The organism is Pedococcus sp. P2_E2 (genome assembly GCF_056403955.1).
On the sequence record NZ_JBFUEM010000001.1, the window covers coordinates 874738 to 889165 of the forward strand.

Annotated in this window: 13 protein-coding genes and 1 riboswitch; of the genes, 8 read left to right on the forward strand and 5 right to left on the reverse strand. The window is 69.6% G+C overall.

Annotated elements, in window-relative coordinates:
- Positions 1-194 precede the first annotated feature (194 nt).
- The 5 genes from AC1DWR_RS04125 to AC1DWR_RS04145 all read left to right on the forward strand — a co-directional run bounded on the left by AC1DWR_RS04125 (position 195) and on the right by AC1DWR_RS04145 (position 5898).
- Positions 195-761, forward strand: a complete 567-nt coding sequence (locus AC1DWR_RS04125; protein WP_477613074.1) for a SigE family RNA polymerase sigma factor — start codon at positions 195-197, stop codon at positions 759-761.
- Positions 758-2044, forward strand: coding sequence for a hypothetical protein (locus AC1DWR_RS04130; protein WP_477613073.1), 1287 nt, complete (start codon positions 758-760; stop codon positions 2042-2044). Before AC1DWR_RS04125 ends, AC1DWR_RS04130 begins: the two co-directional genes overlap by 4 nt.
- A 67-nt stretch (positions 2045-2111) precedes the next feature.
- Positions 2112-2651 (forward strand): 2Fe-2S iron-sulfur cluster-binding protein, encoded by a 540-nt coding sequence (locus AC1DWR_RS04135; protein ID WP_477623736.1) that lies wholly within the window; start codon positions 2112-2114, stop codon positions 2649-2651.
- Positions 2648-3643, forward strand: coding sequence for an FAD binding domain-containing protein (locus AC1DWR_RS04140; protein ID WP_477623737.1), 996 nt, complete (start codon positions 2648-2650; stop codon positions 3641-3643). The genes AC1DWR_RS04135 and AC1DWR_RS04140 overlap by 4 nt, the downstream gene beginning before the upstream one ends.
- Entirely contained in the window at positions 3640-5898 is a 2259-nt protein-coding gene (locus AC1DWR_RS04145; RefSeq protein ID WP_477613070.1) for a xanthine dehydrogenase family protein molybdopterin-binding subunit, read from the forward strand. Before AC1DWR_RS04140 ends, AC1DWR_RS04145 begins: the two co-directional genes overlap by 4 nt.
- Positions 5899-5916: 18 nt before the next feature.
- Here AC1DWR_RS04145 and AC1DWR_RS04150 read toward each other — a convergent pair whose 3' ends face one another.
- Positions 5917-6330, reverse strand: a complete 414-nt coding sequence (locus tag AC1DWR_RS04150; protein ID WP_477613069.1) for a nuclear transport factor 2 family protein — start codon at positions 6328-6330, stop codon at positions 5917-5919.
- Between the two features lie 188 nt (positions 6331-6518).
- Here AC1DWR_RS04150 and AC1DWR_RS04155 point away from each other — a divergent pair, with 188 nt between their 5' ends.
- Positions 6519-6923 (forward strand): hypothetical protein, encoded by a 405-nt coding sequence (locus AC1DWR_RS04155; RefSeq protein WP_477613068.1) that lies wholly within the window; start codon positions 6519-6521, stop codon positions 6921-6923.
- Positions 6924-6942: 19 nt separating this feature from the next.
- On the opposite strand, the gene AC1DWR_RS04160 is transcribed toward AC1DWR_RS04155, so the two are convergent.
- From AC1DWR_RS04160 to AC1DWR_RS04175, 4 genes are all read right to left on the reverse strand, one after another.
- The gene (locus AC1DWR_RS04160) at positions 6943-7380 is read right to left on the reverse strand and encodes an SRPBCC family protein (protein WP_477613067.1); all 438 of its coding nucleotides are present in this window, start codon (positions 7378-7380) and stop codon (positions 6943-6945) included.
- 140 nt (positions 7381-7520) lie between these two features.
- A complete protein-coding gene (locus AC1DWR_RS04165; RefSeq protein ID WP_477613066.1) occupies positions 7521-8342 on the reverse strand; it encodes an ABC transporter permease in 822 nt (273 codons plus the stop codon).
- Positions 8339-9241 carry an ATP-binding cassette domain-containing protein gene (locus AC1DWR_RS04170; RefSeq protein ID WP_477613065.1) on the reverse strand — a complete coding sequence of 301 codons (903 nt, stop codon included), beginning with the start codon at positions 9239-9241 and terminating at the stop codon, positions 8339-8341. Before AC1DWR_RS04170 ends, AC1DWR_RS04165 begins: the two co-directional genes overlap by 4 nt.
- 82 nt (positions 9242-9323) lie before the next feature.
- Positions 9324-10484 carry a DUF4185 domain-containing protein gene (locus tag AC1DWR_RS04175; RefSeq protein WP_477613064.1) on the reverse strand — a complete coding sequence of 387 codons (1161 nt, stop codon included), beginning with the start codon at positions 10482-10484 and terminating at the stop codon, positions 9324-9326.
- Between the two features lie 67 nt (positions 10485-10551).
- A riboswitch (cobalamin riboswitch) is annotated at positions 10552-10793 on the forward strand.
- Positions 10794-10932: 139 nt separating this feature from the next.
- Between AC1DWR_RS04175 and AC1DWR_RS04180 the strand changes: the two genes are divergently transcribed.
- Entirely contained in the window at positions 10933-13362 is a 2430-nt protein-coding gene (locus AC1DWR_RS04180) for a ribonucleoside-diphosphate reductase subunit alpha (RefSeq protein WP_477613063.1), read from the forward strand.
- Positions 13359-14414, forward strand: coding sequence for a ribonucleotide-diphosphate reductase subunit beta (locus AC1DWR_RS04185; RefSeq protein ID WP_477613062.1), 1056 nt, complete (start codon positions 13359-13361; stop codon positions 14412-14414). Before AC1DWR_RS04180 ends, AC1DWR_RS04185 begins: the two co-directional genes overlap by 4 nt.
- The last annotated feature ends 14 nt before the right edge of the window (positions 14415-14428 follow it).

The window sequence follows — 14428 nt, forward strand, 5'->3', positions numbered from 1 at the left end:
CGGCAGGCCGACGACAGGAGGTGCTCGTGGCGCCGGTCTTCCGGCTGGAGGGCATGGCCCATTGTTGCGCAGTCGGCGTGCTCAGGTGGGGAACCGCGCCCGGCCCGTGACCCGCAACACGTCGGGGGTTCCACCCAGACCTCCCCGCGCGTCCGTCCTCAAGAGTGTGGACTGCGGAGCACAGGCGGGGTCGGGTGGCAGGGTGGACTCGGGCGACGACGGCGGGGGAGGCGGAACAGGTGGACGCGCGTGAGGACTTCGAGGCGTTCGTGCGGGCCCGTTGGGTGCCGCTGCTGCGCACGGCCACGCTGCTCACGGGCGACCCCCACGCGGCTGAGGACCTGGTGCAGGAGACGTTGGCCAGGGCGGCGCAGCGCTGGTCCGTCGTGTCGGCTGCCGGATCGCCGGAGGCCTATGTCCGACGGATCCTGTACACCCGGTCGGTGGACGCCTGGCGGTGGCGGCGCCACCAGCCCGACCCGGTGGAGGCCAGCGAGCGGCTCGCCTCGTCCTCACGCGACTGGGTCGCCGGCGCCGATGCCCGCCTCACGCTCGCGGGGGCGCTGACTCGCCTGACCGCGAGGCAGCGTGCCGTCCTGGTCCTGCGTTTCTACGAAGACCGCACCGAGCGCGAGGCGGCCGACGTGCTCGGCTGTTCGGTCAACACCGTGAAGTCCCAGACCCGCCACGCGCTGGAACGCCTCCGCGTCCTCGCTCCGGAGCTCGCACTCACCTTTGGCAGGACGGAGGTTCGTCGATGAACACCCCACTCGGCACCGCCATGGCGGATCTGGTTCGTGACGTCGGGTCGGCCGGAGGTCCTTCCGTCGACGAGCTCTGGACCCGGGGCGCCCACCGCAGGACCAGGATGCGTGTCGCCAGCGCCGCCGCCTTTGCAGCCCTCGTCGCGCTGCTGACCTTCGTCGCCTGGCCGTCGCTGTCGGTCCCTCCCGTGCCCGCCTCGCCCCGGCCGCTGCAGACCGACGCTCCGGACACCTACCCCTCGATCCTCGCCCACCCCTACTTCGCCCCGAACGTCCTCAGTGCCCATCGTCCGATGACCGCGGTCGTCCTCGACGGGACCACGGCCTTCGGCATCGACTCCCTCGGTGAGGCGTGGAAGGTGCCCGGTGCCGGACCGAGCCGGATGTATGCGGCGTTGTCACCCAGCGGTCGCTGGATGGTCGACGGCCTCGACGTCTACGACTTCGTGGCGGGCTCGAGTCGCCCCGTTCCCCAGCCGGGTGCCCCTGACGACTATCAGCTGTGGGCGGCCTGGTCGCCGGACTCGGGTCACTACGCGCGGGCCTACGGCTCGTCGTCGACCATCGTCGTCGCCACCCCCGAGGGGCCCCAGGTCCCGGTGCCCGCGCACACGCCGCTGGAGCAGGTCACGAGCGGCTTCCCCCTGGCTGGTGGCTGGCTGGACGACCGCACGCTCATGGTGACCTACAGCTCGCAGACCGACTCGACCCTCGACGTGTACACGTGGACCCTCGGCGACTCCTCGTGGCGGGCCGTCGGGCGCCTGACCTACCCGTCCGAGGCGACCCTCGAGCCCCAGGCGATGGCGGTGTCGCCGGACGGCCGCACCCTGGCGATCGGTGCGTCGCTGATGAACGCCTCCTACGACTCCTCGGTCATCACCTGGGACCTCACCGGAGTGCGGGAGACGGGTTTCGCCGCGAGTGGCACTGTCGTGCCGCTGCACTCCCGCTACTCCGTGGACGGGGTCACCTGGCAACGCGGCGTCCTCTTCGTCACCTCGAGCGGGCGCACGGGTCCGGTCGGGGGACCGGCCGCCGCCGAGAGCACGGCGGGCTTTGCCGGGCTGACGAGCTGGAGGGCCGATGCCTTCAGCGGCAAGCCCCACGTCAACCAGGCTGCGGTGTGGCGAGCCAGGCTGGTCGTGTGGATCACGATCCCGCTGGCCCTGCTGGGGGTCTGGCTGCTGTGGCGCCTGGGCCTCTGGACGGCTCGGCGCCTCGGCATCCTCGACGGGCCGCTGCCGCTCCGGTTCGACCCGACGTGGTGGCGCCGCTGAGACCCGGCCGGCCACCGGCGGGACCGCTCGGGCTGGGTTAGTCTCCGGACAAGGAAGGGAGACGCCAGTGCCAGTGCATCCCCGCACCACTCCGCAGTTCCGCTTCACCCTCAACGGAACGCCGACCGAGGTCGAGGTGGATGCGGGGGTCAGCCTGCTGGACCTCCTGCGCGAGCGCCTCGACCTCCCCGGGACCAAGAAGGGCTGCAACCAGGGCGCCTGCGGGGTCTGCACCGTGCTCGTCGACGGCCGCCGCGTGCTGGCCTGCCTCACCCTCGCGGTCCAGGTCGAGGGCCGGGAGGTCACCAGCATCGAGGGCGTCGGGTCACCCGAGACTCCGCACGACCTCCAGCGTGCGTTCGTCGGGGCAGACGGATTCCAGTGTGGCTACTGCACTTCAGGTCAGATCTGCTCGGCTCTGGGCATGCTGCGCGAGCTCGACGAAGGGGTGCCGAGCGCGGTCTCCGAGCACCTCGCCTCACCGCCCGCCCGCTCGAACCTCGAGGTGCGAGAACGCATGAGCGGCAACTTGTGCCGGTGCGGCGCCTACAACGGCATCGTGGAGGCCATCGAGTCCTATGCGAACACGGCGGGTGGTCACCGATGAAGCCGGTCTCGTATGCCGTGCCGGCAAGCATCGACGAGGCGCTGGCGGCCATCGTCGACCTGCCTGGTGCGAAGTTCCTCGGCGGTGGCACCAACCTGGTGGACCTCATGCGTGAGGGCATCGAGACGCCGGACGTCCTCGTCGACGTGTCCCGCCTCCCGTTCGCCGAGATCAAGGAGACCGCGGACGGTGGCCTGCGGATCGGTGCCGGAGTCAGGAACACCGACCTCGCCGCCGACCTGGCTGTGCGCCAACGCTTCCCAGTCCTCGCACAGGCGATTCTCATGGGGGCCTCCGGCCAGATCCGCAACATGGCGACTGTCGGGGGCAACCTCCTGCAACGCACGCGATGCCTCTATTTCTACGACCACGCCGCCGCGTGCAACAAGCGTGAGCGCGGTGCCGGTTGCGATGCTGCCGGGGGTCACAACCGGATGGGTGCGGTCCTCGGGGCCAGCGAGCACTGCGTGGCGGTGCATCCCTCCGACCTGGCTGTGGCTCTCGTGATGCTCGACGCGGAGGTCGAGGTCGCCAGCCGCGCCGGCGTCCGGACGATCCCGATCCAGGACTTCCACCGACTCCCGGGCGAGACGCCGGACGTGGACACCACCCTTGCGGCAGACGAGCTGATCACGGCGGTTACCGTCGCGGCGCAGCCACTGGCGGCCCGCTCCCGCTACCGCAAGGTCCGCGACCGTGCCTCGTACGCGTTCGCGCTGGTCTCCGTGGCCGCCGCCCTCGAGGTCACCGACGGCACGGTCTCGCAGGTGCGCGTCGCGCTCGGGGGAGTGGCCCACAAGCCTTGGCGGGCAACGACTCTCGAGCAGCACCTGACCGGGCAACCCGCCACGGACGAGGACTTCACGGCCGCGGCCCGTGCCGAGCTGGCGCAGGCCGTGGGCACGCCCAGCACCGAGTTCAAGATCGACCTCGCGGTCCGTACGATCACCGCCACCCTCCGGCGACTGCGCGACGAAGGAGGTGCGTCATGACCCTGGCGCCCGAGCGGACGACCCAAGCCGTAGCGCCGACGGAGACCGACGAACGGACCGGTCCAGCCATCGGGAGGCCGGTCGACCGGGTGGACGGGCTCGCGAAAGCAACTGGCACAGCTCGGTTCTCGGCGGAGTACCCCTTGCCGGGCCTGACCCATGCCGTCCTCGTCCACGCGCCCATCGCCCGCGGTCGCATCACGTCACTCGACACTGCCCGGGCCGAGGCCCATCCGGGCGTGGTGCTGGTCCTGACCCACCACAACGCCCCGCGCCTCACCCCGCCACCGAGCCGGATGAACCCGATGGACCTCTCCACCATGGCCGCTGGGAGCTCCATCGCCTTCCTCAACACCGACGAGGTGCACGTCGACGGGCAGCCCGTCGCCGCCGTGGTGGCCGAGACCCTCGAAGCAGCCCAGTACGCCGCGTCCCTCGTCCATGTGGAGTACCAGGCCATCACTCCCACTGCCGACTTCGACGCAGAGCTGCCCACCGCGACGCGGGTCCGCTCGATGCCGGTGATGCCCGCGACGGGAGGCAAGCGCGGTGACGCCCGCGCGGCATACGCGACGTCGCCGGTGAAGGTGGACCTGACCTTCACCACCCCACAGCACAACCACAACGCCCTCGAACCCCACGCGACCACGGCCGTCTGGGACGGCGGACGGCTCACCGTCTACGAGGGCTGCCAGAACATCGACTGGACCCAGAAGTTCCTGGCCAAGCGGTTCGACATTCCGGCCGGCGACGTCCACGTCGTGTCGAAGTACGTCGGCGGGGGTTTCGGCGGCAAGTCCAAGGTGTGGGCCGCGACGTTGATCGCCTGCATGGCCGCCAAGGTCGCGGAACGGCCGGTGCGGCTGGCCCTCACCCGCGAGGGCGTCTATCGCACCGTGGGTGGTCGGACCCCCACCCGTCAGCGCGTGGCGATCGGGGCCTCGCGAGCCGGTCAGATGGAGGCCCTCATCCACTCGGCCACGTCACGCAAGGGTCGTGTCGGCGGTGAAGCAGACCAGATCGTCGCGTGCAGCCTTGACCTCTACGACGCCTCGACGATCCTGGCCGAGCAGAAGGTCGTCGAGCTCGACCTCATGACGAACACAGCCATGCGTGCCCCCGGCGAGGCGCAGGGCAGCTTTGCCGTGGAGTCCGCCGTGGACGAGCTCGCCATCGAGCTCGGAATGGACCCGGTCGACCTGCGCCTGCTCAACCAGCCCGGCGAGAACAGCCCGGTCCACGGAACGCGCTACTCCCACCGCAGGCTCGCCCAGACGCTCGAGCAGGGACGGGACCTGTTCGGGTGGGCCGATCGGCCGGCGCCGGGCACGCGCGACGGCAAGGACCTCGTGGGCTGGGGGGTGGCCGCCGCCATCCACCCGTCCTGGGAGTTCGTGGCCAACGTCCAGCTGACCGTTGATGCGACCGGTAGCGCCACGCTCGCCTGCGCCTTCCACGAGATGGGCATGGGCACGGCCACTGTCGTGGGCCAGATGGTCGCCGACTGCCTGGGGGTGCCGTTGGAGCGGGTGAACGCGCTCTACGGCGACTCTGACCTCCCCATGGGGCCGGGAGCGGGGGGCTCGGGCCAGACCGCGAGCCTGGCCGGCTCCATCGAGAAGGCCTGCCACGCCATGCGCAAGAGGCTGGACGCCCTGGCGTCCAAGGCGGGTATGCCGGACGGTTCCGACCCTGCCGAGGTCCTGACCCGCGCGGGCCAGCGTTCGCTCACGGTGCAGGTGGGTGCTGACTCCGGACCGAAAGCCATGTGGGGCCAGGTGCGGTTCCTCTCCAAGCTGGTGATGGACAGCAGGCGGTGGATGAAGGCCGCCACGGGGGCGCACTTCTGCGAGGTCAGGGTGGACGCCGACACCGGTGAGCTGCGAATCCGTCGGTGGGTCAGCGTCTTCGACGTGGGTCGGGTGGTCAACCCCAAGACGACCCACAGCCAGCTGCGCGGCGGGATCGTCATGGGTCTGGGCCTCGCGATGGGGGAGGAGACACTGATCGACACGCGGAGCGCGCGGATCATGAACCCGAGCCTCGCCGAGTACCACGTGCCTGTGCACGCGGATGTCCCCTTCCTGGACGTGCACACCCTCGACGACCCGGATCCCCAGATGCCCTTGGGCATCCTCGGGGCGGGCGAGGTGGGCATCGTCGGGGTCGGTGCAGCCGTCGCCAACGCGGTCCGCCACGCCACGGGGCGGCGCGTCACCGACCTGCCCCTGACGCTGGATCGCATCGTCGGCTGACTGCCCGTGGCGGGGCGCTCAACGGGACGAGGAGGAGGGCGGCCTGGACAGCTCCTCGACCGCCGCCTCGATGTCCTGGTCAGTGCGGTCCACGGGCTCCATGTACAACCTGGCGCCGGCGATCAGGTCGTCGCGCACCGTCACGATGATGACCCCGCGCATGGCAAAGGGCGAGCCGTCGGAGTGCTGACCCTGCCAGTCGAACTCACCCCACTCGGTGTCCCCGTCCACGCAGGAGGCAAGCAGCTCGGCGTGGAAGTCGGGGACGCCCTCGAACACCGCGGTCCAGTTGGCCAGGACCTGGGCGCTTCCCTTGAAGCCACGGCCGGGGTGGACGGGCTGGGAGCTGTCGTAGTCGGCGGCGAAGTGGGACGCCATGCGCTGCGCGTCGTGGGCGTTCTGTGCCTCCGTGAGGCGCTCCAGGATCCTCATGACGCTGACGTTAGCCCTGTCATCCGCGCACCGACAGCACCTGTCAGCGACGGCGCCCCCTCGCGAGCTGCGGACACACACAGGCATGCCTAGTCCCCGGGCGTGACCCAACCGGGCCATTGCCGTCCACCAGCCCTCGGCGCCAGCATCGACTCACGCACAATTCGCTGCGACGGAAGGGAATCCACATGAATCGTGCAACTCGCTCGATAGCGGCCAGTCTGATCCTCGCGGCCACCTGCGCAGTCCTCACTCCGGTCGCCGCATCGGCCGCGAGTGGACCGCTGGCTGGCAGGTGGACCTCGATCGACACCGACGGCAGCACCCAGACGCTGGACATCAGGGGCTCAGGGCGCACTGTCTACGCGATGACCTACGTCGACGATGCCGCCACCAACGCCTGCGGCGGCAACCCAGCCCGGCTGTCCGGCCCCGGCTACACGGACGGCAGCGATGTGGTGATGGTCGCGGCCCTCGTCTGCCTACCGGGAGGCAACGTGGTGAGGGAACGTCTGACCATCGAGTTCCACTACGACGGAGGCGCGGGCACCCTCACCGACGCCTTCGGGATCGTCTGGCATCGCGCCCCCTGATCAGGGGGTCAGACGGCCTTCAGCGGCTCTCTGCCTTGCGCAGGACCGACTCGAACTGCTTCCCCAGCGCTCGTGGCCCGGCGATGGGGATCAGGGCGGCGACGAGCTTGCCCCTGAACGAGTTGGGCAGCCGAGTGAGCGAGACGTGCAGGTCGGTGCCCCCGGCCGAGGGCACCAGCTCGTACCGCCAACCGCTGCCCGGTCCCCACAGGTTCGACTCCAGGGTGTCGATGGTGACGACGCCGGAGGAGGCGTTCCACGAGTAGCGTTCGCGCTCCCAGCCCATGCCGGTGCCCTCGGTCACCTCAGCCCAGTCCGGACCCTGTGCGTGGACCGTGAAGTGGGCCTCGTCGACGTTCGGCCAACACCGGGACCGGTCGGGGCCGAAGTCGGTGATCACGGCCATGACCGCGGTCGGCGACAAGCTGGTGTGGACGGTGAAACGGGTGGTCGCCATGCGCAGTGCTCTCCATTTCTCGTGGGAAATTGTGGGCCTCGGTGCACCATCATCCGCCATCCGAGCACGAAGCTCCGCCGCCCTACCGACCGGTTGACCCGGTGGTGGGGCGGCGGAGCCCTGCTCCGAAGCGCCTGACGTCACTTGACCTCGGCGCGGCGGACGATCAGCAGCCCGACGACCATGGGCAGGAGCAACCACAGGCCACCGGAGACTGCGAGGTGCTGCCACTGCTGGCTGGAGAGGTTGCCGTCGAAGAGGGGCATCTGCGAGTAGTTGAAGTCGGCCCACGGTTGCAGGTCGGCGAACCACTTCTGGTTCGCCGCCAGGAGACCGAGCAGCGGCGGCAGGACCAGGGTGTAGACGAAGTACGTGACGATCGCGCCAGGGGAGTTGCGGATGAGCAGGCCGAGCATGAAGCCGAAGACCATTCCGAGGACGCTGCCCAGGACGATCGTCGCGAAGTGGCCCACGGAGACGTTCCAGACCGGGTCCACGCCGGCGATGGCACTCCCGACGACCGTGCCGAGCACGCCGACGACGAGGGCGACGAACATCGACGCGACACCCACCGTGATGGCTGCGAGGAACTTGGCGCTGAGCACCCGACCGCGGTGCGGCACGAGGGTGAAGGTCGTCAGCCCGCTGCGCTGGCTCCACTCGCTCGTCACCGCGAGGATCCCGATCATGGGCAGGATCACGGTCATCGGCGCTCCGATGGCTGCCGCGAAGTTGTCGTAGGTGAGCTGGTCGTCGGGAGCGAACACGATGATGGCGGCCGTGGCGAGCACGCTGGTGATGACGATGCTGGCCATCAGCCAGAAGCCCGAGCGGGTGTCGAACATCTTGCGCAGCTCGACCCCGACGATGCGGGTCAGCGGGATCCGCGCGGCTGCTGTGCGCGTGCGGGGGGCGGGGGCGGCCGACTGGGAGGTCGGGGTCCGCAGGACGGTGGTGGTCATGCTGCTGCTCCTTCGCGCTGGGTGTCTGCGGTGAGCTCGAGGAACATCTCCTCGAGCCCGGCCCCGTCGGCGGTACGGAGCTCGGTGAGGACCAGGCGTGCGGCGAGCGCGATCTCGCCGACCTGGTCGGGTGCGGCGTCGGTGTGCACGCTGCCGTCTGGGTGGGGCGTGACGGCCAGGCCGGCATCCGCCATGGCCCGCGCCAGCGCGGCGGCGTCGCGTGCCCGGACCACGGTGCCGGCCGATGCGAGCAGGTCGGACTTGGTGCCCTGGGCCACGATCCGTCCGTTGCCGATGACCACGAGGTCGTCGGCGATGACCTCGATCTCGTGGAGGAGGTGGGAGGAGAGCAGGACGGTGCCGCCCTGGTCGGCGAACCCTCGCAGCAGGTCACGCATCCATCGGATCCCGGCCGGGTCGAGGCCGTTGGCGGGCTCGTCGAGGATGAGGACGTGCGGGTCGCCCAGGAGGGCGGTCCCGATGCCGAGGCGCTGGCGCATCCCCAGGGAGTAGTCGCGGACGCGCCGGTCGGCCTCGTTGTCGGTGAGGCTGACGAGCTCGAGCATCTCCTGGACCCGCGCCCGGGGCAGGCCCATCGTCCGCTGGGCGAGCGTGAGGATCTCGCGTCCGGTGCGGCCGGCGTGCTGTGCGGAGGCGTCCAGCAGGACTCCCACCTCGCGGCCCGGGTTGGGCAGGTCGGTGAACCGCTGTCCGTCGACGGTGGCGGTACCTGAGGTGGCCGGGGTGAGGCCGACGATGATTCGCATGGTGGTCGACTTGCCTGCGCCGTTGGGGCCGAGGAAGCCGGTGACGCGGCCCGTGGCCGCGGAGAACGAGACGTCGTTGACGGCGGTCAGTCCACGTCCGTAGGTCTTCGTGAGTGATTCGACAGTGATCATGCCGAGAATCGTGGCGCTGACAGCCACGTGGACACATCGGGGACAGACCCCATGCTCACCCTGAGGCGACCCTGATTCCTCCTCAGGGGCGGTCGATCTCGGCGAACACCGGCCGTCCGAGGGTCGGGTCCTCGAGCAGCCGGCCGAAGTCGGTGGTGTTGCGCGAGATCGAGATGAGCAGTCGTCCGTCGGCCAGCGCGATCCCGGGGTGGGCGAGCGGAGCGTACTTGAGCTGTCCCGACGGGTCCTGGAACTCCGCCCTCGTCCCTCGCTGAGCCGCCCAGGGGCCGACGGGTGAGTCCGACGACCACGCGTAGACCGTGTTGCCGAGGTCGCCGTCCCGCTTGGAGACGATGACGAAGTGGCCGTCGACGGCGTCGACCGACAAGGTCTGGGAGACCCCGCCCTCGGCCGCGAGGACCACCGCAGCGCGATCCTGTTCCGACACCCAGGCCGCGCCGTCCCAGAACTGCCACGTGGAGCGGTCACGCGCGGCAGCCACCGGTGCGCGGGCGGCATACAGCGCTCGTCCGAAGGAGTGGCGAGTGGGGAGCCGGGTGCCGTAGACGTAGAGCCAGTCACCACTCACGGTCATCGCCGAGCCCCAGTTGACCTGGTCGGGCGCGGGGCTGTCGGGGGTGATGTCCAGCTGGTGCCGCAGCTGCGGGGCCCCACCGGTGGGCACCTCGAAAACCGTTGCGCTGCTGCCGAGGTACGTGAAGTCGAAGCTTCCCGCAACGCCACGACGGATGCGTGCGGTGATGACGACGAGGAAGTCAGCGTCCGGCCTCGACAGCGACACCACCGACATCGGCCAGTGGACGACGCCATCGGCGCGGTCGGGGATCGCCGGTCCCCGCGCTGACGTCTCGACCTGGGACGTGCACAGTCCGCTCGTGACCAGCATGGAGTTGGCCACGATCCGCGGGGAGATCCCTTCGCGGCGCACCGTGTCGCCGAAGACCCACACGATCCGCTCATCCGGGAGTCGGGCGCTGGCGCCGATGTCGCCGGCCTGCCACAACGGCAGGTCGAGGCCCGCGACGATCCGGTTGAGCTGGCCGACCGTCACGGTGGGCGGCCTCCCTGTGGAGGTCGCCACCGGGCAGGTCGGGGTGAGTCGGGGGTATGCCGGGGTGCCGGCAGGCGGTGCCGGCGCACCGCTTGGTGAAGGGGCGGAGCACCCCACCAGGGCAAGGAGGACGATTGCCGCGCTGGCCGCGAAGGGGATGGCGCGCCGCATGCAGGCAATCCTAGGGAAGCGACACGCCGACCCAACATGTGGTGCCGCGCTTTGCGCCAACCACCCGCATATGGTGTCTCTTGCTGGTCCGAAGGCCGCGCAATCGGTCTTCGGGGCAAGAGGGAACCCGGTGAGATTCCGGGACTGCCCCGCAGCGGTAAGCGGAAACGACCGCCGTCATCAAGCACTGCTCGCACACGCGGGTGGGAAGCGACGGCCAGTAGGAACCGAGTCGGCGACCCACCAGATCCGGGTCGCCGGCACGACACGTCCGCGAGTCCGAAGACCTGCCAGCGACCGTGCACACCGTGCGCGGTGAGTCGTGGCCTCGAGGGCGGGTCACACGACATGCGCAGCACCGCACCCCGTCGCCCTCGGCGACGCGCGTGGCTGCGTCGTCGTCTCCTCCTCGCGTCCGCGGCACCGATTCGCTCGCGAGGAGAGAGCAGTGACCGACACCAGCACCGACGTGGTCGACAGTGACGTCGTCCACCCCCCTGAGGCCGCCGAAGCGACGACCACCCGACGCACGACGATGGCCGTGCGCAAGCGCAACGGCGACGCCGAACCCGTCGACGTGATGAAGATCGTCCGCGCCGTGGAGCGGTGGTGCGACGACCTCGCCGAGGTCGACCCCATGGCGATCGCCACCCGGACCATCAGCGGCCTCTACGACGGAGCCACCACCGCCGAGCTCGACCGACTGTCCATCCAGACGGCGGCAGAGATGACCGCGGCCGAGCCGGAGTACTCCCGGCTCGCAGCCCGGTTGTTGTCGAACTACATCGACAAGGAGGTCCGCGGGCAGCAGATCGCGTCGTTCAGCCAGGCCGTCCGCCTCGGGCACCTCGAGGGACTGATCGGTGACGAGACCGCTGCCTTCGTCGAGGCCAACGCGCGCAAGCTCGACCACGCCGTCGACGTGTCCAACGACCGGCGATTCGAGTACTTCGGGCTGCGCACCGTCTACGACCGCTACCTGCTGCGCCACCCCGACACCCGGTTGGTCATCGAGACCCCCCAGTACTTCCTGCTCCGGGTGGCCTGCGGCCTGTCGCACACACCTCAGGAAGCGATCGCCTTCTACCAGCTGATGGCCTCGCTGGCCTACCTGCCCAGCTCTCCCACCCTGTTCAACTCCGGCACGCGGCACACCCAGATGTCGTCCTGCTACCTCGTCGACTCGCCCCAGGACGAGCTGGAGTCGATCTACGACCGTTACACCCAGGTCGCCAAGCTGTCCAAGTTCGCTGGTGGCATTGGGATCTCGTGGTCGCGGGTGCGGTCCCGTGGGGCGCTGATCCGTGGCACCAACGGTCACTCCAACGGCATCGTCCCGTGGCTGCGCACCCTCGACTCGTCGGTCTCCGCGGTCAACCAGGGCGGTCGCCGCAAGGGAGCCGCGTGCGTCTACCTCGAGCCGTGGCACCCCGACATCGAGGAGTTCCTCGAGCTGCGCGACAACACCGGCGAGGACGCCCGCCGAGCCCACAACCTCAACCTGGCCAACTGGGTCCCCGACGAGTTCATGCGCCGCGTCGAGGCCGACGAGCAGTGGAGCCTGATCGACCCGAACGAGGTGCCCGAACTCCCGGACCTGTGGGGTCCGGCCTTCGAGGCTGTGTATGCCGCGGCGGAGCGCGACGGACGCTTCGTGCGCCAGGTCAGCGCACGCGAGCTCTACGGCAAGATGATGCGGACCCTGGCCCAGACCGGTAACGGCTGGATGACCTTCAAGGACGCCAGCAACCGGACGTGCAACCAGACCAGCGACGACCAGGTGCCCGGCGCGCCGGTCGTCCACCTCTCCAACCTGTGCACCGAGATCATCGAGGTCTCCAGCAACGACGAGACGGCCGTGTGCAACCTGGGTTCGGTCAACCTGGCCCAGCACCTGACCGGTGGTCGCGACGCAATGGACTGGGACAAGCTGCGGGCGACCGTGCGGACGGCCGTGACCTACCTGGACCGCGTCATCGACATCAACTACTACCCGTCCGCCGAGTCCGCGGCGTCCAACCCGAGATGGCGGCCCGTGGGCCTGGGCGTCATGGGCCTGCAGGACGTGCTGTTCGCGTTGCGGCTGCCGTTCGACTCGTCCGAGGCGCAGGAGCTGTCCACCCGCATAGCGGAGGAGGTCTACCTGTCGGCACTGGAGCAGTCCGCGGAGCTGGCGGGCGAGCACGGCCCGCACCCGGCATACCAGCAGACGCGCGCGGCGCGCGGTGATCTGCAACCCGACCTCTGGGGTGTCACGCCGACTCAGACCCGGCGCTGGGAGTCGGTGCGGAACGCCATCAAGGAGAATGGACTTCGCAACTCGCTGCTCATCGCCATCGCGCCCACGGCAACCATCGCCTCGATCGCGGGCGCCTACGAGTGCATCGAGCCACAGGTGTCCAACCTGTTCAAGCGCGAGACACTCTCGGGGGAGTTCCTCCAGGTCAACACCGCCCTCGTGCGCGAGCTCAAGGCACGCGGGCTCTGGACCCCCGAGGTGCGCGAGGCGATCAAGCGCAGTGACGGCTCGGTCCAGGGCATCACGTCGATCCCTGCAGACGTACGGCTGTTGTTCCGCACCGCGTGGGAGCTGCCTCAGAAGTCCCTCATCGACATCGCGGCTGCCCGCCAGCCCTACATCGACCAGAGCCAGTCGCTCAACCTGTTCCTCGCCTCACCGACGATCGGGAAGCTGAGCTCGATGTACCTCTACGCGTGGAAGGCCGGCCTGAAGACGACCTACTACCTGCGGTCCCGCCCAGCCACCCGCATCCAGCAGGCGACCATCTCCGTCGCCGCGCCCATCCCGACCGTCCCCGACGAGGAAGCCGTCGCGTGCTCCCTCGAGAACCCCGAGAGCTGCGAGGCCTGCCAGTGAGCATCGACCAGACCACCACCGACACGACCGTCGCGACCGACCACTCGGCCACGCGGATGCTCCTCGACCCGGGGATGAACCTGACGTTGCGGCCGATGCGCTACCCGCACTTCTACGAGCGCTACCGCGACGCCATCAAGAACACCTGGACCGTCGAGGAGGTCGACCTGCACACGGACCTCAAGGACCTCCAGCGCCTCACCGACGCCGAGCGACACCTCGTGGGGCGGCTGGTGGCGTTCTTCGCCACCGGCGACACGATCGTGGCCAACAACCTGGTGCTCAACCTCTACCAGCACATCAACTCCCCCGAGGGGCGGCTCTACCTCAGCCGCCAGCTGTTCGAGGAAGCCGTGCACGTGCAGTTCTACCTGACCCTGCTCGACACCTACGTGCCCGACGAGCAGCAGCGCCAAGAGGCCTTCGCCGCGGTCGACAACATCCCGTCCATCAAGGACAAGGCCGACTTCTGCTTCCGCTGGATCGACTCGGTGTTCGACCTCGACAAGCTGGAGACCAGGGAGCACCGACGGGCCTTCCTGCTCAACGTGATCTGCTTCGCCGCCTGCATCGAGGGGCTGTTCTTCTACGGCGCCTTCGCCTACGTCTACTTCCTGCGGTCGCGCGGCCTGCTCAACGGGCTGGCGAGCGGCACCAACTGGGTGTTCCGCGACGAGTCGATGCACATGGCGTTCGCGTTCGACGTCGTCGAGACGGTGCGGCGCGAGGAGCCGGACCTCTTCGACGACGACCTCGCCGCACAGGTGCGGGCGATGATGCGCGACGCCGTCGACGCCGAGGCGCAGTTCGCCGAGGACCTGCTCGGTGGAGGCGTGGCCGGCCTGTCCGTCACCGACATGCGCACCTACCTCGAGTCGGTCGCCGACCGGCGGCTCGAACAGCTCGGGCTCGACCCGGAGTACGGCTCGAAGAACCCGCTGGCGTTCATGGAGCTGCAGGACGTCCAGGAGCTGTCGAACTTCTTCGAGCGTCGCGTCTCGGCCTACCAGGTCGGGGTGTCCGGCTCGGTCGCCTTCAACGAGGAGTTCTAGGAGGGGGCCGCCAG